Annotated in this window: 15 protein-coding genes; 6 read left to right on the forward strand and 9 right to left on the reverse strand. The window is 31.8% G+C overall.

Annotated features, from left to right (window positions below):
* Positions 1–263: 263 nt before the first annotated feature.
* Positions 264–2,684, forward strand: a complete 2,421-nt coding sequence (gene pheT / locus K5V07_RS08200) for a phenylalanine--tRNA ligase subunit beta (protein ID WP_221917078.1) — start codon at positions 264–266, stop codon at positions 2,682–2,684.
* A gap of 97 nt (positions 2,685–2,781) precedes the next feature.
* On the opposite strand, the gene K5V07_RS08205 is transcribed toward pheT, so the two are convergent.
* The 3 genes from K5V07_RS08205 to K5V07_RS08215 all read right to left on the reverse strand — a co-directional run bounded on the left by K5V07_RS08205 (position 2,782) and on the right by K5V07_RS08215 (position 4,708).
* A complete protein-coding gene (locus K5V07_RS08205) occupies positions 2,782–3,336 on the reverse strand; it encodes a hypothetical protein (protein WP_221917079.1) in 555 nt (184 codons plus the stop codon).
* Between the two features lie 2 nt (positions 3,337–3,338).
* Entirely contained in the window at positions 3,339–4,043 is a 705-nt protein-coding gene (locus K5V07_RS08210; RefSeq protein ID WP_221917080.1) for a hypothetical protein, read from the reverse strand.
* A gap of 62 nt (positions 4,044–4,105) precedes the next feature.
* Complete coding sequence (locus tag K5V07_RS08215) at positions 4,106–4,708, reverse strand: DUF2589 domain-containing protein (RefSeq protein WP_221917081.1); 603 nt, start codon at positions 4,706–4,708, stop codon at positions 4,106–4,108.
* 251 nt (positions 4,709–4,959) lie between these two features.
* Between K5V07_RS08215 and K5V07_RS08220 the strand changes: the two genes are divergently transcribed.
* The 3 genes from K5V07_RS08220 to K5V07_RS08230 all read left to right on the forward strand — a co-directional run bounded on the left by K5V07_RS08220 (position 4,960) and on the right by K5V07_RS08230 (position 7,434).
* Positions 4,960–5,388, forward strand: a complete 429-nt coding sequence (locus K5V07_RS08220) for a hypothetical protein (RefSeq protein ID WP_221917082.1) — start codon at positions 4,960–4,962, stop codon at positions 5,386–5,388.
* Positions 5,389–6,137: 749 nt separating this feature from the next.
* The gene (locus K5V07_RS08225) at positions 6,138–6,806 is read left to right on the forward strand and encodes a sensor histidine kinase (protein ID WP_255577848.1); all 669 of its coding nucleotides are present in this window, start codon (positions 6,138–6,140) and stop codon (positions 6,804–6,806) included.
* Positions 6,790–7,434 carry a response regulator transcription factor gene (locus K5V07_RS08230; protein WP_221917084.1) on the forward strand — a complete coding sequence of 215 codons (645 nt, stop codon included), beginning with the start codon at positions 6,790–6,792 and terminating at the stop codon, positions 7,432–7,434. Before K5V07_RS08225 ends, K5V07_RS08230 begins: the two co-directional genes overlap by 17 nt.
* An 85-nt stretch (positions 7,435–7,519) precedes the next feature.
* On the opposite strand, the gene K5V07_RS08235 is transcribed toward K5V07_RS08230, so the two are convergent.
* The 4 genes from K5V07_RS08235 to K5V07_RS08250 form a co-directional block, all read right to left on the reverse strand.
* Positions 7,520–9,649, reverse strand: coding sequence for an OmpA family protein (locus K5V07_RS08235; RefSeq protein WP_221917085.1), 2,130 nt, complete (start codon positions 9,647–9,649; stop codon positions 7,520–7,522).
* Positions 9,650–9,659: 10 nt separating this feature from the next.
* On the reverse strand, positions 9,660–10,595 hold the full coding sequence (locus tag K5V07_RS08240) for a type IX secretion system membrane protein PorP/SprF (RefSeq protein WP_221917086.1): 936 nt from the start codon (positions 10,593–10,595) through the stop codon (positions 9,660–9,662).
* Positions 10,596–10,622: 27 nt separating this feature from the next.
* Positions 10,623–13,271: a gliding motility-associated C-terminal domain-containing protein gene (locus K5V07_RS08245; RefSeq protein ID WP_221917087.1), complete on the reverse strand. Its 2,649-nt coding sequence runs from the start codon at positions 13,269–13,271 to the stop codon at positions 10,623–10,625.
* A 186-nt stretch (positions 13,272–13,457) separates the two neighbouring features.
* Positions 13,458–14,012: a fasciclin domain-containing protein gene (locus tag K5V07_RS08250; protein ID WP_221917088.1), complete on the reverse strand. Its 555-nt coding sequence runs from the start codon at positions 14,010–14,012 to the stop codon at positions 13,458–13,460.
* A 198-nt stretch (positions 14,013–14,210) separates the two neighbouring features.
* Between K5V07_RS08250 and K5V07_RS08255 the strand changes: the two genes are divergently transcribed.
* A complete protein-coding gene (locus tag K5V07_RS08255) occupies positions 14,211–14,735 on the forward strand; it encodes a biopolymer transporter ExbD (RefSeq protein WP_221917089.1) in 525 nt (174 codons plus the stop codon).
* Positions 14,736–15,057: 322 nt separating this feature from the next.
* On the opposite strand, the gene rpsA is transcribed toward K5V07_RS08255, so the two are convergent.
* A complete protein-coding gene (gene rpsA, locus K5V07_RS08260) occupies positions 15,058–16,836 on the reverse strand; it encodes a 30S ribosomal protein S1 (protein WP_221917090.1) in 1,779 nt (592 codons plus the stop codon).
* 303 nt (positions 16,837–17,139) lie between these two features.
* Between rpsA and K5V07_RS08265 the strand changes: the two genes are divergently transcribed.
* On the forward strand, positions 17,140–17,739 hold the full coding sequence (locus K5V07_RS08265) for a hypothetical protein (RefSeq protein ID WP_221917091.1): 600 nt from the start codon (positions 17,140–17,142) through the stop codon (positions 17,737–17,739).
* Positions 17,740–17,807: 68 nt separating this feature from the next.
* Here the strand turns inward: K5V07_RS08265 and K5V07_RS08270 are convergent, their stop codons facing one another.
* The gene (locus K5V07_RS08270; RefSeq protein ID WP_221917092.1) at positions 17,808–19,184 is read right to left on the reverse strand and encodes a nucleoside permease; all 1,377 of its coding nucleotides are present in this window, start codon (positions 19,182–19,184) and stop codon (positions 17,808–17,810) included.
* Positions 19,185–19,215: the final 31 nt, after the last annotated feature.

The raw sequence follows: 19,215 nt of genomic DNA on the forward strand, positions 1-19,215 counted from the left end.
TATTTAACTTTTAAGAAACTAAATAGCATAATTCATTCAATTTATAGCATAAAATTTTCAAATACATTTTTTTAAATATAATTTTATACGAATTAAATAATTTTAATTTTTTTTTCAAAAGTTTTAAAAATCAGTAATTTAAAATGAATACAATTATAACTTAAAAAACAAAAAAAATAGTTTCTTACTACAAACTGCAATCCTTATATTTGCACGCGTCTTTGAAAACGGGACTTGTAAAGCAATATCATTAAAAAATACAAATGAAAATATCATACAACTGGTTAAAACAATTTATAAAAATAGACTGGAAATCCGAAGAAACAGCTGCATTGCTTACAGACTTAGGGCTTGAAGTAGAAGTGATTGAAAAGTACCAATCTATTAAAGGAGGATTAGAAGGAGTAGTTATAGGTCATGTATTAACATGTGTACAACATCCAGATGCTGACAGACTGAAAATAACAACTGTTGATATAGGAACCGGCACACCAATACAAGTAGTTTGTGGTGCTAGTAATGTAGGTGCAGGACAAAAAGTTCCTGTTGCTACTATTGGGACTGAATTGTATGATAAAGAGGGTAATGCTTTTACGATAAAGAAAGGAAAAATTAGAGGTCAAGAAAGCCACGGTATGATTTGTGCAGAAGACGAATTAGGTCTTGGTGAAAGCCACGACGGAATCATGATCCTTGACGATTCATTGGTTCCTGGAACAGCCGCTGCAACTGTGTTTAAAATAGAAAATGATGAAGTTTTTGAAATAGGATTAACACCAAATCGTGCTGATGCCATGAGTCACCTAGGTACAGCAAGAGATTTGAGAGCAGGACTGTTACAAAATGGAGTTAGCGTAGAGCTTATTACACCTTCAGTTAGTAATTTTAGAGTAGATAAAAGAACTTTAAAGATTGATATTGATGTTAAAGAACCAAAATTAGCACCTAGATATTGTGGTGTTACAATCTCAGGTATTGAAGTAAAACCTTCTCCTGCTTGGTTACAAAATAGATTAAAAGCTATTGGGTTAAACCCAAAAAATAACATTGTTGATGTTACGAATTACGTTTTACACGAATTGGGTCAGCCCCTTCATGCCTTTGATGCTGCTAAAATAAACGGAAAAGTAGTCGTTCAAACTCTTGCGACGGGGACAAAATTTACCACTCTTGATGATATTGAAAGAGAATTGCATGAGGAAGACTTAATGATTTGTGATGAAAAAGGACCACTTTGTATTGCTGGTGTTTTTGGCGGGAAAAAATCTGGAGTTTCAGAAAGCACTAGTTCTATTTTCTTGGAAAGTGCCTATTTCAATCCTGTAAGCATTAGAAAAACAGCCAAAAGACACCAACTTAATACCGATGCCTCTTTTAGATTTGAAAGAGGAATTGACCCTAGCATCACTGAATATGCCTTAAAGCGTGCCGCATTATTAATTCAAGAAGTTGCCGGTGGTGAAATTACATCAGATGTAGTGAATGTCTATCCAAAGAAAATTGAAGATTTTAATGTTTTTCTGAACTTTAAAAATGTTAATAAAATCATTGGGCAGGAAATTCCCAAAGATACTATTAAAAAAATACTGGTTTCATTAGACATTAAAGTAAATAGTGTATCGGATGCTGGACTGGGATTGACTATTCCTGCGTACCGTGTTGATGTTCAAAGAGAAATTGATGTTATTGAAGAACTTTTAAGAGTTTACGGTTATAACAATATTGCTTTTTCAAATAAATTGAATGCTACCGTTTTCAACGCTCCAAGAAACGAAGATTATAAAATTCAAAATGTTATTGCCTCTCAATTGAACTCTCAAGGATTTCATGAAATGATGGCTAACTCATTGACAACGGCAAACTACGTTACACTTTCTGATCAACTAAATCCAACGAATAATGTAACCATGTTAAATCCTTTGAGTGCTGATTTATCAACCATGAGACAATCATTACTATTCTCTGGTCTTGAAGCAGTATCATATAACATTAATCGTAAAAACGCTGATTTAAAATTATTTGAGTTTGGTAAAACATACCACAATTACCTTGCTGGTTATGAAGAGAAAAAACATTTAAGTTTATTACTTACTGGTAATAGAAACCAAGAAAACTGGACTGAAACACAAAAAACTTCTGATTTCTTTTTGTTTAAAGGATATGTTTTGGGTATTTTATCTCGATTGGGTATTGATAAATTACAAACTAAACCAGTTGAACTTGATGTTTTTGCTGAAGGAATTTCACTAGTTGTTGGGAATGACACAATCGTTTCATTAGGAGTAGTTAAAAAAGTAATATTAAAGCATTTTGGAATCAAACAAGAAGTGTTTTATGCTGACTTTAACTGGGATTTAATCCTTAAAAAAATAAGTACTAAAATTAAATATACAGAGATTCCAAAATATCCTGAGGTACGCAGAGACTTAGCTTTATTGCTAGATCAAACAGTTAGTTATGAAAGCTTATACAACTTGGCTAGACAAACTGAAAAAGGACTTTTGAAAAACATTGATCTATTTGATGTTTACGAAGGTCAAAACTTACCCGAAGGCAAAAAATCATATGCCTTGAGTTTTACCATTCAAGACAATGCAAAAACACTTACTGATGCTCAAATCGATAAAATTATGAGTAAGTTGCAAAAGAACTTTGAAACAGAACTTGGTGCCGTTTTAAGATAATATATATTGAGGAAATTAAAAAAGCGGTTGCTTTAAATTGTAGTCGACCGCTTTTTTAAATATTTTGAAAGACTAAAAATAGTTTACAGTTTTCTTTTTAGCAATAATCTTCTAAGTTTATTTCTTCGGCAATAAGCATTTGAATATCAGACATAATCAACATTGTTTTCAATTTTATTGCTCCAGCTTGTAATTGTTCATTTGACGTCGTAAATTTCCAGATAGCATCTACAAAATTTTCAAACGGCAAATCAGGATCATACTTTACAACTTTTGCCTGGCTAATGATCAATAAGATTTGCTTTACCAGTTCTCTACACTCTTCAACTTTTAATTCAAAGGGTTTCAAAACTGTCAATATCAAGCTTTGTAAATCATATAATATCTCCGAGGCAGCTTTTAATTGTGCTTTCTTTAAAGAGATACTTTTATTATCAGAAAACCTTGGAATCAATAATTTACTTTGTAAACCGGACAATTCAGCTACTTCACTGATAGTATATGTGCTTAAAATCTCTTCATTTTTAGCAATCCAAGCTGTTAATTTTTCGATAAATAAAGGATCTTTTGTTTGAAGACTTCTCGTTATTTTTGGAAACTCTAACAAGTTATTTTTCAAAACGCTAACTAGGTTTAATGTTGATTTTCTCATCTTTATTCAGGTAATAATTTTGATTCTATTTCTCCTTTAGCATTTTCAGATCTACTCCACTCCATTCCGTTTTCAGAAATTTTTAATTTAATGTAGATTAAATTTTCAGACTTAAGTTCTCTTAATTTATTAGCTTCAACAACTATATTAAGATTAGCTAAAGCCTCCACCTCTTTACTAATTGTAATTTCTCGCATTAAAACTGTTATTAAATCTCTAACAATCAAATCAATGTTCATTTTGGCTAATACCTCTTTGTTTACCAAAGCATATTTTTCAATTATCTTTAAATAATACACTACGATTTCTTTTGAAAAACCCGAAACTGAATCAAAATTGTTGGTTAGTTTAATTTGTTTTTCCAAAGTACTTACTTGTCTAGCTGTCTCCGTTTGTAGCAATTTAGTAGGTTCTTTTGTAATTTTTAAGATTCCAAATTTTTCTAATAGGAAACTATAAACTAAAGTGTTAATCTTGATACTATCAAAACCAATTACTGGAGGTTTTGAGATGTTTTCAATTTCATCTAAAGCAATGGGAATTGTCATTTCAACATCGTCAATACGCATTCTTGGAATTGAAAAATGTTTCAAATAATCATGTTTTGCATATTCTTCGGCCAATTTTACAGTTTGAAGGTCAGACATTATTTTAGCATTGGTAAAACTAGCCACAATACTTCCTAGGTAATCATTCAATTTTATCATAGTTTCTTATTTTTTAAATAGATTGGCCACCCCAACAAGACAGCCAATCTATTTTAATATTATTACGCGTTTACACTAGCTATACTGTCTTCTAGCATTGTTAATATACGATCTAATCCAGCTGGTAATTCATCATTAACAGCACGAACGTGTACGCCTAGATTATAGGTTTTCTCAACATTTGAACCCGTAACTGAAGTCCTCTTGTACGAAGCAGAAGCTTTGAAATTGACAATTTTGTAATTAATACCAAGTTCAGCACTTGCGGCAAACTCACTAGAAACACTTTTGGTCTCTGTAGAAGTAAGCTTTGCATTGAAATCAATGGTCATTTCTTCTATTCTGATACTTGGAATAGACAACATCGTTAAGAATGGAACTCTAATTTCCACCTCTTTATCATCAAATTTTGTATTTCCTGGAACGGATGCTTTTGTAGGATCTGGATCATAATTTGGATTAGGTACCGATTTTTTATAGTTGAAATCTACATAACGTAACTTTTTTGGATCAGTAGCAGAAGCTCCATCTTCAAAACCAACTGATTGTATAAAATTAACTTGTGCCATAGAGGCTGCATTTTGAGCTTGAACAGCTGCTTGTAATGGTCCACCGATGTAAACACTAAAATCTAAACTATTTAATTCTGCGACTAAATTTGACATAACTATTATTATTAAAATTTAATTCTTACTCTCTTATTAAGGTTTTTCAGATTCCACCTCTCCATTTTGTGCACCAAATGGATTGATACAAAGTTGTGACATAACTAGTTTTCACAAAAGAGTAAAGACACCCTATTTTATTTTTAGATTTACCCTAAAAAAAAGGGGATATTTCCCCTTGTGGTATCTGCTGAATTGAAATATTTTTGTCCTGTTACCTTTTAATAATATAACCTTAACTAAAAAACATTATGGAACAAAAACCAATTAAGCCAAAACAACTTATTACTAAAGAATTTGCTAAATTGCTAAATGAAAATTATAATAAAACCAGATATCCTTTGATCAAGGAAGCTATAAAAAAAGAAGATGCTAATGCGATTTGGTTTTCAATAGTAGAATTAGAAAACTATATTGCTTACATAAAAGCTGAAGCAAAAAAGCAAAAAGGTGAAATTGATGGTATTCGCTTTCATTTTGGCGCATATCCCGAAGATAAAGCATATGCTGAAAAAGCAGGTTTAACAACTATTTTTTTAGCTCCAACAGGGACAAAAAAAATTAAAAAAACTACAGAAGTGTCAAAAATAGAAAAATCTATAGAAAATGATGACTCCTTGAATATTGCGCCATTAAACTATGGCTCTATTGGTAATCCACCTCCAATCCCTTATATTTAATAAATGTTTGAAGATTTAAGATTTTATATTATTTATTTAGCTTTATTATCAAGTTTAATAGGATTTCGATTCTATTATAAATTGCCTAATAATAAAGCTAAATTTATATTGTTTATAATTGTATTTTCGTTTTTAACGGAATTTATAGGCAAATACTTTACATTATGGACTGGATTAATTAATTTTTCAGTCTATAATTTTTATATGTTAGCTAGTTTCACTGCTTATATCGTATTGTTGTACGCGCTCTTACTTAAATTAGAATTTAAAAGAATTGCAATTTGCTTTTTAATTATCTTCTATTTATTTTACTTTTTTAACCTTTACTATTTTCAATATCATAACGATACCGTATTCACCAATAGTTTTGCACTTGGAGTAGTTTTTGTATTACTCTTATCATGTTGCTATTTCATAGAAATTTTTAATTCTAAAAAAATACTTAATTTCAAGAAATCAATTTACTTTTGGTTTATTCTTGGAATTTTGCTTTTTCACGTACCTTTTTTACCGTTTATGTTGGCTATAAAATGGTTTTTAATAAAAAATGATGAATCAATATTTAGCTTAGTGCTTTTTATATTGAATCTATTAATGAACGGCTGTTTTATCATCGGATTTTTATGGAGCGAAAAGAGATACAACTATTAATAATTTCACTTAGTATAATTTTCTTTACACTAATTGTAATACTACTGACTTTGTTCTTTTATTTTTCAAAGAAAAAGAATTCTTTTTTGATTGAACAAATGAAATCCAAGCACTACTTTCAATCTGAATTAGTAAAAACAAGGATAGAAATCAAAGATCAAACCTTATCCGAAATTAGTAAAGAACTTCATGATAATATTGGCCAAATACTATCTGTGGCCATAATGCATTTGAACTTATTCCTGCAGGATGAAAATAAAATTGTTAAACCCAAAGAACTTAATAATCTAAAAGATATCATTGCAAACGCACTGGATGAAATTAGAATTTTATCACGAATAATTAATAAAGAAAATACCTTGCAATGCAATTTCATTGAAGCTATACAGCTAGACTTAGATAAAATTAAAAAATTAAAGAAAATCAAATGTATTTTAAATTGGGATGGTATTTCACCACAAATACATTTTGAACATGAATTATTTATTTACCGAATTTTTCAAGAAGCCATTCACAATAGTTTAAAACATTCGCATAGTGAAACCTTTGAAATTACAATTCAAACTTCAAAAGATTATTTCCTATTTACCTTAACAGATTTCGGAATTGGATACAATACCAATGAATTATCTACCGGTTCTGGATTGAACAACATGAAACTAAGAGCTCAACTTATTGGAGCATCAGTAGATATACATTCCAATAATAATGGCACCTCAATTAAGTTAATTTATCCTTTAACTACAAATCATGAAGACTACCAATAAAATAATTATTGTAGATGATCATCTACTCTTTTCTCAATCTTTAAAACTCTTAATAAATAGTTTTGATGATTTTGAAGTGGTTAATAGCTTCGAGAATGGCAAAGAATTTATCAATCATCTTCAAGAAAACCCTGAAACCATAGTAGATCTAGTGCTCTTAGATGTTAACATGCCCATTTTAGATGGATTAAGCACCATTAAATGGATAAAGGAAAACCAACCCAACTTGAACGTTATAGCCCTCTCAGTAAACAATGACGATGAAACCATCATAAAAATGATTACCAATGGTGCAAAAGGATATTTACTAAAAGATACTAGTCCAAAAATCTTTCAAGAAGCAATTATTGCGGTAATTGAAAAAGGCTATTATTTTACTGAGTTAGTTTCATCAATTTTGATCAATAGAATTGATAGTGACAGTAAAAAAATCATTTTAAAAGAAAAAGAACTCATTTTCTTAAAACTAGCCTGCACCGAAAAAACATATAAGGAAATTGCAGAGGAAATGTTTCTAAGCCCAAAAACAATCGATGGTTATAGAGAGGTCCTATTTGAAAAACTTGAAATTAAAACTAGAATTGGCCTTGTACTTTATGCCATAAAAAATAAAATCGTTATTATTTAAAATTCTATTTTTACACAATAAATTTCATGAAAAATGCCCCAAAAAGCGAATCACTTTTTGGGGCATTTTCATATGTATACTTTTTTTATAAACTCTTAATTACAAATTCACTTCTTCTGTTGAGCTCGTGCTCTTCTTCGGTACAGCTCTCTTCAGGAATACATTTTATAATTTGAACTGATTCACCATATCCTTTTGCAAAAATTTGTTTGGGTGAAATTCCTTGCTCTAAAAAGTAATCTCTTGTAGCCTGTGCTCGTTTTTGAGATAAGTCTTTATTAAATTTTTCATTTCCTCTATTATCAGTGTGGGAACCTATTTCTACTATCATTTCTGGATATTTTTTCATTAAAGCAACAACTTTATTCAAGATAGTTTTTGAGTCTTTTCTGATGTACCATAAATTATAATCAAAATAAATAGGATCGGTCTTAATGATTAAGCGGTCTTTATCTTTTACAACATCTTTTTCATTTGCTAAAATAGTAGCAACTTTTTCAATTTTTTTGGCTTCAGCTAATTCTTGATTTCTTTTTGCATTTATCGCTATGCTTTTTATTTTCTCAGCCTGAGCTACTTTTTCTTTTTCTTGTTGCAAAGCTAGAGCAGTGAGCTTATTTCTCTCTTCTTCCTCTAAAACAAGTTGCTGCTCTCGTTTAATTACCTCATTTGATTTAATTTGCATGGAAGCATCATTATTTTTTTTGCGCTCAGCATTAACTACTATTTTTTTGAATGCTGAAGTATAATTGTCTTTTTCTGCCGTAATTCTATATGTGGATTTACATAATACTTCAAAACTTAATTTACCTTCGCTAGTTGTTATGCTACTTTGTATTATTTCACCATCAGCGTTTTGTAATTTTACCACAACATTATCTAATGGTAATTTAGTATCAATATCTGTAATAATTCCAGTTATATATTGCTTACAATCTTCAATAATCAATGGTTTCTCTTCTGTGAACGAATAAATATCATCACTGCCTTTACCTCCTGAGCGGTTTGAAGAGAAAAAACCTTCCTTTAAATCTGAATTAATAAAAAAAGCAAAGTCATCATACCCCGAGTTTATGGGTAACCCAACATTTTCAGCTTGCGTAGGAACTCCATTTTGTAAATTCGAAACAAATACGTCTAATGCACCATACCCTTCATGTCCATTTGATGAAAAATACAATTTGTTGTCTTTTGAAACAAATGGAAATTGCTCTTTTCTAGCAGTATTAATTGTATTACCTAGATTAACAGGTACCCCAAAAGTATCTCCGTAAATTTCTACTGAAAAAATATCAAATGAACCCAATGTTCCTGGCATATCCGAAGCAAAATACAATGTTTTTTCATCCATGCTTAATGCTGGATGTTCAGTTGAATAATTATCATTATTAAACGGCAACGAAATTATATTTGTCCATTTTCCGTTATTCCATGAAGCTCTGAACAACTGCAAATTAGAAACTTTATCTTTATTTTTTCCGCGTCTGCCTTTTTTATAGTTATTTCTGGTGAAAAACATGGTTTTCCCATCTTTTGTAAATACAGCATTTGATTCATGCATAGCTGTGTTTATTTTGTTGTCAAAACCAGTGGCTACTGAATCAACTGCGTTTACATTGCGTAACGGAATTGCCATCAAATCAAGATATGATTCGCCATTCCATTTAAAACGTTTATCAAACATACCCATTTTAGATTTGACACCAGCAAATACAAAAGAACTTCCTGTAATGAAGCCTCCAAACTCTGTATTGGGTGTATTTATTTTCAAATTTTTAATTTGGTATCTATCCCCAATAGCACTAACGTTTTCAAGAACTTGAAGTCCTTTTTGATACTTGATTAAAACATCTTTATCTGATAAGGAAGCATAATATTTTTGTAAAACAGTATAAGCTTCATCATATTTTCCAGATGCTTTTAAAGTTTGTGAATATTTAAAATAATATTCTTCCCCAATTTCATTTCCAAAATTTGTAATTAAAAGTTTGTAGTAATACTGAGAAGTATTAAAATCATTGGTATAATAGTAGCTGTCAGCAAGGTTTTGAAGTACAATTTTCGAATTATTATCTTGTATTATTGATTTATACAATGGAATTGCTTTATTGTAAAAAGTGCGTTTAAAAAGTTGGTTAGCTCTTTTTAGATTGTCGTCTTGTGCATGAAGTAATTGGATAGAAAATACCAATAGTAGCAAGTATATTTTTTTCATAATTTATGTCTTAGAAAAATCGTGGTGATTTATCATATCCTCTGCTGGATAAATCTAAATTAAACAATACAAAAATCTCATGTGTTCCCGAATTAAATGCACCAAGGCTAGAGGTGTTGTAATCGTAAGCATACCCAACACGAATACTTGGTGTAGCTTTTACATTCATCATAGCACTTACTGAATCTCCCAGTCGATATGCCGCTCCAAACTCAAATTTTTCATTGTACAAAAGATTTGCAGTTACATCGAGAGATATTGGCGCACCTGAAACGTATTTTGACATAACAGCTGGCTTAAATTTGAATTGTTCAGATACTTTAAATACATATCCAGCTGTTAGGAAAACATGGGTGTTTTCTCTACTAAAGGAATTGTTACCCGACCTATTTTCAAATTGTTTTGTGGCTAATAAATTTGGGGCAGAAAAACCCACATAATAGTTGTCTGTAAAATAAAAGGCTCCAACACCTACATTAGGCATGATGTCATTTCTGTTTTCTGAAAAAGCATCATCTGTTCCAGGATTACCACTTTCAAATACAAAACCATCAAAATTTGTTTGCAAATTGGTAAATCCAGCTTTTACACCAAAGGATACTTTATGATTGTTATTAAACTCAAGTAAATAAGCAAAATCTGCAAAAAAATTATTTTCTTTTTTTGCTCCGCCGCCTATATCATCTGATATTAATGAAAACCCTACTTCTACTTTTTCATTTACAGGCATGTGTGCAAATAATGTCAATGTTTTTGGTGCACCCACAGCACCCACCCACTGGGATCTATACAAGGTACCCAAATTTAAATTAGACTCTATTCCTGTAGCATAAGCAGGATTTAAAACACTCATATTATACATGTATTGGGTATATTGAGGGTCTTGTTGCGCCGTTAATTTTGTTATTATCAAGAAAATACTTGATAGTATTATGAATTTTTTCATGTATTATTTTTTAAAAAATAAAGATTGTTATCTGTTTAAATAAAGGCGTCCTTGCTTTTGTGAAATTCCGTCTTTATTAAAATGAATAACATAAAAATAAACTCCTTCAGGCGCTTTTCCGTTGCTACTTGTTTTAGAGTCTGATGAAGTACCATCCCATTTTGGCTTGTTTTTATTAGCCGTATACAGGAGACTTCCGTATCTGTTGAATATTTCTAATGCATAATTGGGATAGATAAAATCAATATCTGGAATAGAAAAAGTATCATTTACACCATCACCATTGGGTGAAAACCCATCTGGAATAAAAAACTGAGGCGTTACATTACAATTAGTTAAGGAAACCGTTACTTGTAAAGGAGTTGTTGACAAACAACTGTTTGTATTTGTTGAATCAAAACCATAATATATTCCATTATCTATCAGTAATGCTGTGTTAGGTAATAAATTTCCTCCTATAGCAGCATTATACCACACCACAGTTCCATTTGAAGTTACATTACTGGATAAACTTTGAATAGTAGGCAAATCTAACCCACAAAATTTTTCACCATTTTGTAGTAGAACAGGAGTTTGCAATTCATTAATAACAACTTGAGCAAGAGCTAAACCAGATTCGCACCCTGTAGCTGTATTTACCTCTTTTACGTAATAATTCGCAGATTGCAATACCGTTGCCGCAGGTAAGGCAGTTGTACTTGTAAGTGAATTAAACCATCTGTACTGAGGACCATTAGGTACTAGACTGGCTACGGTAGCATTTTGGACTTTACAAAATTCTTGATTGCTTGTAATGGGTGTAATAGGCAAGGCATTAATCACAAAATCTTTGCTAATAGTATTCATTAAAGCAAGACAGCTCGTATTTGAATCTGTAAGAGATTGTAAATTAAATAATGTTGTTCCGGTATTGGATAATAATGAATTAGGAATGGTATAAGTGGCTCTACCAGCATTAACAAGCAAAGGAACCATTTGAAGACCGCTAGTATTGGCACCAGACAAAGAGTAACTAATTGTTATAGCGGTTAAATTCCCTAATCCCGAAAGTTCAACAACTACGGGCTGATCTTTACAAACGGCTCTAATAGCAACTGATAAATTGCGCGCATCTGGTAGCGCTTTTATCAAAAACGAGCTAACTATTGATGCGGTATTGGTACAATTAGTAGCCAAGTTTGCAATTCTGCTAATGATAAAATTAGTATTTCCCACATTAGGAATTTGCGAAGCAGGAATCTGGAATGATGCAACTCCTGCACGAACCGTAATGCTCATGCTTTGATTAGCAAGACTATTACTTCCAGATAAAGAATACACAATACTATAATCCCCATCTGTTAGATTACTAATTCCTGATAAAGTAACTTCTGCATTTGTTGATTGACAAATAGAATTTATAAGTAAGGAGGCATTATTTGTTTGTGGAATTGGGTTTATTACAATATCAGCGGCAATAGCAGGAATTATATTAGTGCAAATTCCTAGAGTGGTTGCGCTTTCTATATTTAGTATGGTTATGGTATAATTTCCAACAGCATTAAAATTACTAGATGGCAAAGGAAAAGTAAAAACGTTATTGGTAAAATTTTGCGTAGTCGAAAAAACAGTGGAATTACCAGAAATGGTATATGTAACCGTATATACTCCATTGGGAATAGCAACTACATTTCTTATCGAAGCTGAAAATTCTGTTGTACCACGCTCATTTTCACAAATTGGTGCATTTACCTGCAAAGTGGCACCTGTATAATCCAGCTGTTTTTCTAAAGTAATAAACAATACTGATGTTTGGTCTACACACACGTTGTTATCTGATAAAACAGTATACGTAAAACGGTAAAATCCTGGCCCGCGCGTGTTGTATATATTTTGAATGTTTACAACAGAGTCTGTATCATCAGTATCATCTAACTCGTTAGTACCACTTTCTCGCCATACACCTCCAGCATCCTCGCCTACTAAACCATCAAATAGATTATAGTTAGTGTAAGAGTTTAACTCATTAGAACATAATTTGACTTCCTCAGGGATTCCAGCAATAGGAGATCGATAAATAGTTATAAATATTTTTACATCAGGTGGAGCAGGACAAGAACCAATAGCAGGAATAGAATAGGTATATTCGTATGTACTACCGGGATTTAGATTGATGGTATTAAGAGTATTATTGTTCAAACCAAGACTAGTGGTATTTCCTACCCAGGTTCCGCCTATTTGTGGAGGAAGAAAATCTCCATTAAAAGCTTCAAATAAATTATATGCAGATTCTGTATTACAAATAGAGGTATTCGCACCAGGAACTCCGGTATATCCTCCTACTCTAACCGTAACTATAGCTGTATCAATGCAACCTGAACTTGTTGTAACGGTATAAGAATACCTATATGTTCCGCTACGACGAATTAATTGAGCATTTAAAATTCCTGTGGTTCTATTGAGACCGCCTGATCTATCTTCATCTCTCCACGTACCGCCAGCAGAATGCGAACCAAGTTGCGTTTTAAGATCTATGTTTCTACTGGAAATGTTTGTTATATCACAAATATCAAGCGCTACGTTATCAGTACCAGCAATTCCTTCACATTGACTGTAAGCAGAATGCGAAAGAAAAGCGAAATAAAAAACAACAAAACAAACAACCTTAGTCGAAAAAAAAGGTGATTTTATAGTCATAGTATTAAAATTTAAACAAAACTACACTTTTTTTTAACATTTATTTAAAAATCGTTTATTTATAAGAAAAATAAGTAAAGAAAAGTTTCCATATTTACGATTTTACAAATTGATTATAATAAAATAGCCCCACACAAAAAGTGTAGGGCTACAAAAACTAACCAAAAATCAACCTCATTCTTACATTTATTTTTTAGGTAACACAACAGTATCTACTACGTGAATAACACCATTTGATTGGTTCACATCCGCAATAGTAACTTTTGACTGACCACCATTTTCATCTGTAATGTAAAGATCTTTACCTTTCATCCAAGCTGTTAATGTTCCGCCACTTACTGTTTTTAGTGTAGCTTTTCCATTTCCTGCTTTAATTGCTTTTGCAATATCTACAGCATTCATTTTCCCTGCAACTACATGGTAAGTTAAGATAGTTTGCAATGTTTTTAAATTTTCTGGTTTTAATAAAGTATCAACTGTACCTGCTGGCAACTTATCAAACGCTGCATTTGTTGGGGCAAAAACGGTGAATGGTCCTTTACTTTGTAATGTTTCTACTAGTCCGGCTGCTTGTACTGCTGCAACTAGTGTGGTGTGATCTTTTGAATTTACAGCATTTTCAACAATGTTTTTTGAAGGATACATGGCAGCTCCACCTACCATTACTGTTTTTTGAGCGAAAGAAGTTGCTCCAAATACTAATGCCATAAAAGCAACTGATAAAAATTTTCTAGTTTTCATAAAATTTATTTTTTTAAGTTATATGAAGTCATTTACGCACCTTTTATGAATATGGTTTCAAGTAAAAAACAAAGAAAAGCAAATTAAAAATGCAAGTATTTATATGTCAGTACATTGACAAATAAACATATAAATAAATTAGCACTTTTTTAACAACCTTAAACTATTTTTAGTACCTTAGGATATGAAATTTAAGCTATGAAAAACCTACCTTTAAAAATTAGAAGCAAAAAATTAGAGTCTAGAGTTGATTTAACCGCTATGGTTAGCGTGTCTTTTCTTTTGATAGTGTTTTTTATGGTCACTATTGATTTGGCAAAGCCAAAAAGTATGAGCATGGGGTTACCCGATAAGAATCCAGAATGGGATGGTACAATAAGTTGTGGATCAGGTACAGAAATACGCACGATAACCATTTTACTAGACAACAACAACAAGTTAGTAAGCTATCAAGGCCTTTTATCCTACCCGATTGAAAAACCCAAAATGTTATCTTACGATTCAAATGGAATTCGTCAAGAGCTTCACAACAAAAAAAAATCAATTCAAGAGTTTTACGGTGATTCTTCCAGAGGACCAATTGTCATAATAAAACCGAGTAAAAAATGCAACTATAAAAATCTAGTTGATATTTTAGATGAAATGGCTATTGCCAAAATTGATACCTACGCGATAGTTAATGATTTTACACCCGAAGAATCTCAATTATTGGTAGCTAACTAGAATATAGCTCATTAGAGATATGCCATTAAAAAATGAAACACGAATTTTACAAATTCACACTAATAAGATTCAATAAAATCCGCGGTGAGAAAAAGTTGAACGATGCATAATTAAAAAACTAAAATGATTAGTAAAGAATATCAACTAAAAACTGCTTTCCTAGGCCTGATAACAGCGTAAATCCTTTTATAAAGCTTTTAGCCTCTAGCTAGAAGCTTTGTAAAAGATTGCAGCGAATAGCAGGATTAGCTCCCAGAAAAATTCAAGCACAAAAAAAGTCCCACATTGCTGTGGGACTTTCTATTTATAAAAAAACGGAGAATTATTTTTTCTCTGATTTTTCCATTTTAGCTTTCAATGCAGCTAACATATCATTGTTATCTCCTAAAGTTGCAGCTGGTGCATTTGTAGAAGAGTTAGATGATGTGTTTTCTGAAGCTGATTTCACATTTTTCTCTTCTTCTTCACGGAAGATAGCAGTGTGAGATGCAACTACTCTTTTGAATTCTTTGTTGAATTCGATTACTTTGAAATCAGCAGTATCGCCTTTTTTCAATTTCTTTCCGTCTTCTTTTTCAAGGTGACGAGTAGGAATGAAAGCAACGATATCATCTCCGAATTCTACAGTAGCTCCTTTGTCAACAATTTCAGAAATTTCACCATTGTGGATAGTTCCTACAGCGAATGAATCTTCATACTGATCCCAAGGATTAGCAGTAGTTTGTTTGTGACCTAAAGATAATTTACGTCCGTCAACATCTAACTCTAATACTACTACTTCTAATTTCTCACCAACATTTACAAATTCAGATGGGTGTTTGATTTTCTTAGTCCAAGATAAGTCAGAGATGTAGATTAAACCATCAATTCCTTCTTCAAGTTCTACGAAAATTCCAAAATTTGTAAAGTTTCTAACGATACCTGTATGTTTAGAACCTACTGGGTATTTAGCAGTGATATCAGTCCAAGGATCTTGAGACAATTGTTTGATACCTAATGACATTTTACGGTCATCTCTATCTAAAGTTAAGATAACAGCTTCAACAACATCACCAACTTTTACGAAATCTTGAGCAGAACGTAAGTGCGTAGACCAAGACATTTCAGAAACGTGGATTAAACCTTCAACACCTTCAGCAACTTCAATAAATGCACCGTAATCAGCGATTACAACTACTTTACCGTTTACTTTATCACCAATTTTTAAATCAGCATTTAAAGCATCCCATGGGTGAGCGTTTAATTGTTTCAATCCTAATTGAATTCTTGTTTTCTCATCATCGAAATCAAGGATTACAACGTTTAATTTTTGATCTAATTCAAGAACTTCAGATGGGTGGTTGATTCTAGACCAAGAAAGGTCAGTAATGTGAATCAATCCATCAACTCCACCTAAGTCAATAAACACACCATAAGAAGTAATGTTTTTAACAACACCTTCTAATACTTGTCCTTTTTGTAATTGACCAATGATTTCTTTTTTCTGGATTTCAATATCCGCTTCAATAAGCGCTTTGTGAGATACAACTACGTTTTTAAATTCGTGGTTAATTTTCACAACTTTGAACTCCATCATTTTGTTTACGTATACATCGTAATCTCTAATTGGCTTAACATCAATTTGAGATCCTGGTAAGAACGCTTCAATTCCGAAAACGTCAACGATCATACCACCTTTAGTTCTGCATTTAACAAAACCATTAACGATTTCACCTGTTTCGTTAGCCGAAATAACTCTATCCCAAGATTTGATAGTACGTGCTTTACGGTGAGATAATACTAATTGACCTGTTTTATCCTCACGGATGTCAATTAATACCTCAACAGTATCACCTACTTTTAATGCAGGGTTGTAACGGAATTCATTCAATGAAATTACACCTTCAGATTTAGCGTTGATATCAACGATAACGTCTCTATCTGTAATTCTTACAACTGTACCTTCTACAACTTCTTCTTGATCAGTTGCAATAAAAGTTTTAGAAACTAATTCTTCAAACTCTAATAAGTTTTTTTCATCAACAGCATCAATACCTTCTTCGAAATTGTGCCAGTTAAAATTTGCTAAAAACTCTTCTTGTGATTTTACTTGTTCAGACATGCTGATTAAAAATTTGTATTCTGTATTTTCTCGAGTTTCATGGTGTGATAGAAAACAGCAGAAGTTGTTTGTATATTTTATGTAATCCTAAAGGAAACTCTTATTCACCAAAAGGTTTGCAAAAGTAATACTTTAATCTTTAATACCAAAATTTTAAACATGAGATAATTGTTTGAAAATCAGGAGCGAAATTCAACATGATAATAGAGTGCTATCATTCAAAATAGTAACGTAATACAATGAAATCAACTTTATCAATACATTTTCTTACTAATTACATATATTTGTAAGAAAAGAAGGTTTATGTACAATTCATTTCAAATTTTTATACCTAATAAAAACAAACATACACTCAACATTAATATAGCTTTTTATATCCCTTTGGCATTTTTTGTAACCTTATTTTTTAATATGCACGTGCAACCTTACCAAAATATTATCAACTTGATACTGATAGTATTTCTTATTGTTCACATATACTTACGTGTTACGAGAACAGATAGAATTAAGCCAATCAAAGGCAAATTAGAAGGATTCATTGTTTTTGAAAAAGAATACCTTATCGTTAACAATACTAAAATTGATTTATCAGAAATTCAATCCATTCAATTATCTGTAGAGGATTTTATCGGGGAACTCTATTCGAGAGTCAATCCTCGCAGTCCTAATTTGAAACCTTTAGCTTCAAACGGTACAAATAATTGGATTGAATATAGCTTACAAAATGGTGTGAAAAATAAAATTTATTTCAGACAAGAATATGAGGCGCAACATGAATCAATATATCCTTTTTTACGAACTTTAATTCAAAGAAAGATAATAACACTATCTGAAGTTTTGAAAATTCTGGATTTCGAAAGTGAATATAATCTGCAATCCTTTAAAGACTCCTTAAAGGAATAATTGATTTGAAATTATAAAAAACCCGAGAACAATTCTTTGATCTCGGGTTTTTTATATTGATATACTATTTAATGACTTACGTTTTCTACATCCAAAGGATTGTGCTTGTGCTTGAATAAAACAGCAAATGCAACTGCTATTATCAACGCATAAATGGCAAAAGCAAGCCAAATGGTATGCCAATCTTTCATTAATATAACCGAATCAAAAAGTCCGTCTGCTCCTATTGTTTTACCTTGACTGGTTACAAAATCAGCCATTTTAGCATTAGTTGGCTCCGTTTGCAAGAAACCTGCTAAATCTGTAGTACTCGTAAATGACTTTGTAAAATATTTATCTATTGCCCAACCTGATGTAAAACTACCCAAAACAGCTCCAAAACCATTGGTCATCATCATAAACAATCCTTGCGCTGACGATCTGTTTTTTGCATCTGTATTCGTTTCAACAAATAAGGATCCCGAGATATTAAAGAAGTCAAACGCCATTCCGTACACTATACATGACATAATAATCATCCATAAACCGCTTGTAGGGTTTCCATAAGCAAACAACCCAAAACGTAATACCCACGCTAACATACTTATTAACATGACTTGCTTAATTCCAAAACGTTTCAAGAAAAACGGAATTGCCAAAATAAACAAGGTCTCTGAAATTTGGGAAATCGACATGATAATTGTAGAATATTCTACTACAAATGAATCGGCGTATTTAGGAAAATGCTTGAACTCATCCAAGAAAACATCTCCATAAGCATTTGTTAATTGCAGTGCTCCTCCTAAAAACATGGAGAAAACAAAGAACAATGCCATTTTATAATCAGCAAATAATTTAAACGACTCCAATCCTAAAGTCTCCATCAAAGAGGCGTTCTCTTTTGACAATCGTTGTGGTTTACACGGTGGCAATGTAAAGGCATACAAACCAAGGGCTACAGCTGCTAATCCCGCAATATAAAATTGATATTCAGTTGCTTTATTACCTGTTAAATTAGTTATCCACATAGCTGCAATAAAGCCAACTGTTCCCCAAACTCTAATAGGTGGGAAATTTTTGATGACATCTTTATTGTTTAATTTTAACGCATTGTAGGAAATTGAATTACTCAATGCGATAGTTGGCATGTAAAAACACATAGCCAAAAGCATGATGTAAATAAAATTTTCAGGTGTTGTAACTTGAGGAATATAAAACAATACTCCTGCATAAAATATATGTAGCGCTCCGTACAACTTTTCAGCATTGATCCATCGGTCTGCCATAATACCAGTTAGGGTTGGCATAAACAATGACGCTATCCCCATGGTACTAAAAACCAATCCAAACTGGGTTCCTTCCCAACTTTTTGTACCAAACCAATAATTTGCAATTGTAATCAACCAAGCTCCCCACACAAAAAACTGAAGAAAACTCATTATGATCAATCTATTTTTAATTCCCATGAGATGAATTGTTTTTTTTACTTTAAAAAAT

This window comes from Flavobacterium sp. CHNK8, from assembly GCF_019774515.1.
GTDB lineage: Bacteria > Bacteroidota > Bacteroidia > Flavobacteriales > Flavobacteriaceae > Flavobacterium > Flavobacterium tiangeerense.

Coding starts and splice junctions, on each gene's coding strand:
- K5V07_RS08245 (WP_221917087.1), bottom strand. CDS start 13,271: ATGACTATAAAATCACCTTTTTTTTCGACTAAGGTTGTTTGTTTTGTT.
- K5V07_RS08240 (WP_221917086.1), bottom strand. CDS start 10,595: ATGAAAAAATTCATAATACTATCAAGTATTTTCTTGATAATAACAAAA.
- K5V07_RS08265 (WP_221917091.1), top strand. CDS start 17,140: ATGTACAATTCATTTCAAATTTTTATACCTAATAAAAACAAACATACA.
- K5V07_RS08225 (WP_255577848.1), top strand. CDS start 6,138: ATGAAATCCAAGCACTACTTTCAATCTGAATTAGTAAAAACAAGGATA.
- K5V07_RS08210 (WP_221917080.1), bottom strand. CDS start 4,043: ATGATAAAATTGAATGATTACCTAGGAAGTATTGTGGCTAGTTTTACC.
- rpsA (WP_221917090.1), bottom strand. CDS start 16,836: ATGTCTGAACAAGTAAAATCACAAGAAGAGTTTTTAGCAAATTTTAAC.
- K5V07_RS08205 (WP_221917079.1), bottom strand. CDS start 3,336: ATGAGAAAATCAACATTAAACCTAGTTAGCGTTTTGAAAAATAACTTG.
- K5V07_RS08215 (WP_221917081.1), bottom strand. CDS start 4,708: ATGTCAAATTTAGTCGCAGAATTAAATAGTTTAGATTTTAGTGTTTAC.
- K5V07_RS08255 (WP_221917089.1), top strand. CDS start 14,211: ATGAAAAACCTACCTTTAAAAATTAGAAGCAAAAAATTAGAGTCTAGA.
- pheT (WP_221917078.1), top strand. CDS start 264: ATGAAAATATCATACAACTGGTTAAAACAATTTATAAAAATAGACTGG.
- K5V07_RS08230 (WP_221917084.1), top strand. CDS start 6,790: ATGAAGACTACCAATAAAATAATTATTGTAGATGATCATCTACTCTTT.
- K5V07_RS08235 (WP_221917085.1), bottom strand. CDS start 9,649: ATGAAAAAAATATACTTGCTACTATTGGTATTTTCTATCCAATTACTT.
- K5V07_RS08250 (WP_221917088.1), bottom strand. CDS start 14,012: ATGAAAACTAGAAAATTTTTATCAGTTGCTTTTATGGCATTAGTATTT.
- K5V07_RS08270 (WP_221917092.1), bottom strand. CDS start 19,184: ATGGGAATTAAAAATAGATTGATCATAATGAGTTTTCTTCAGTTTTTT.
- K5V07_RS08220 (WP_221917082.1), top strand. CDS start 4,960: ATGGAACAAAAACCAATTAAGCCAAAACAACTTATTACTAAAGAATTT.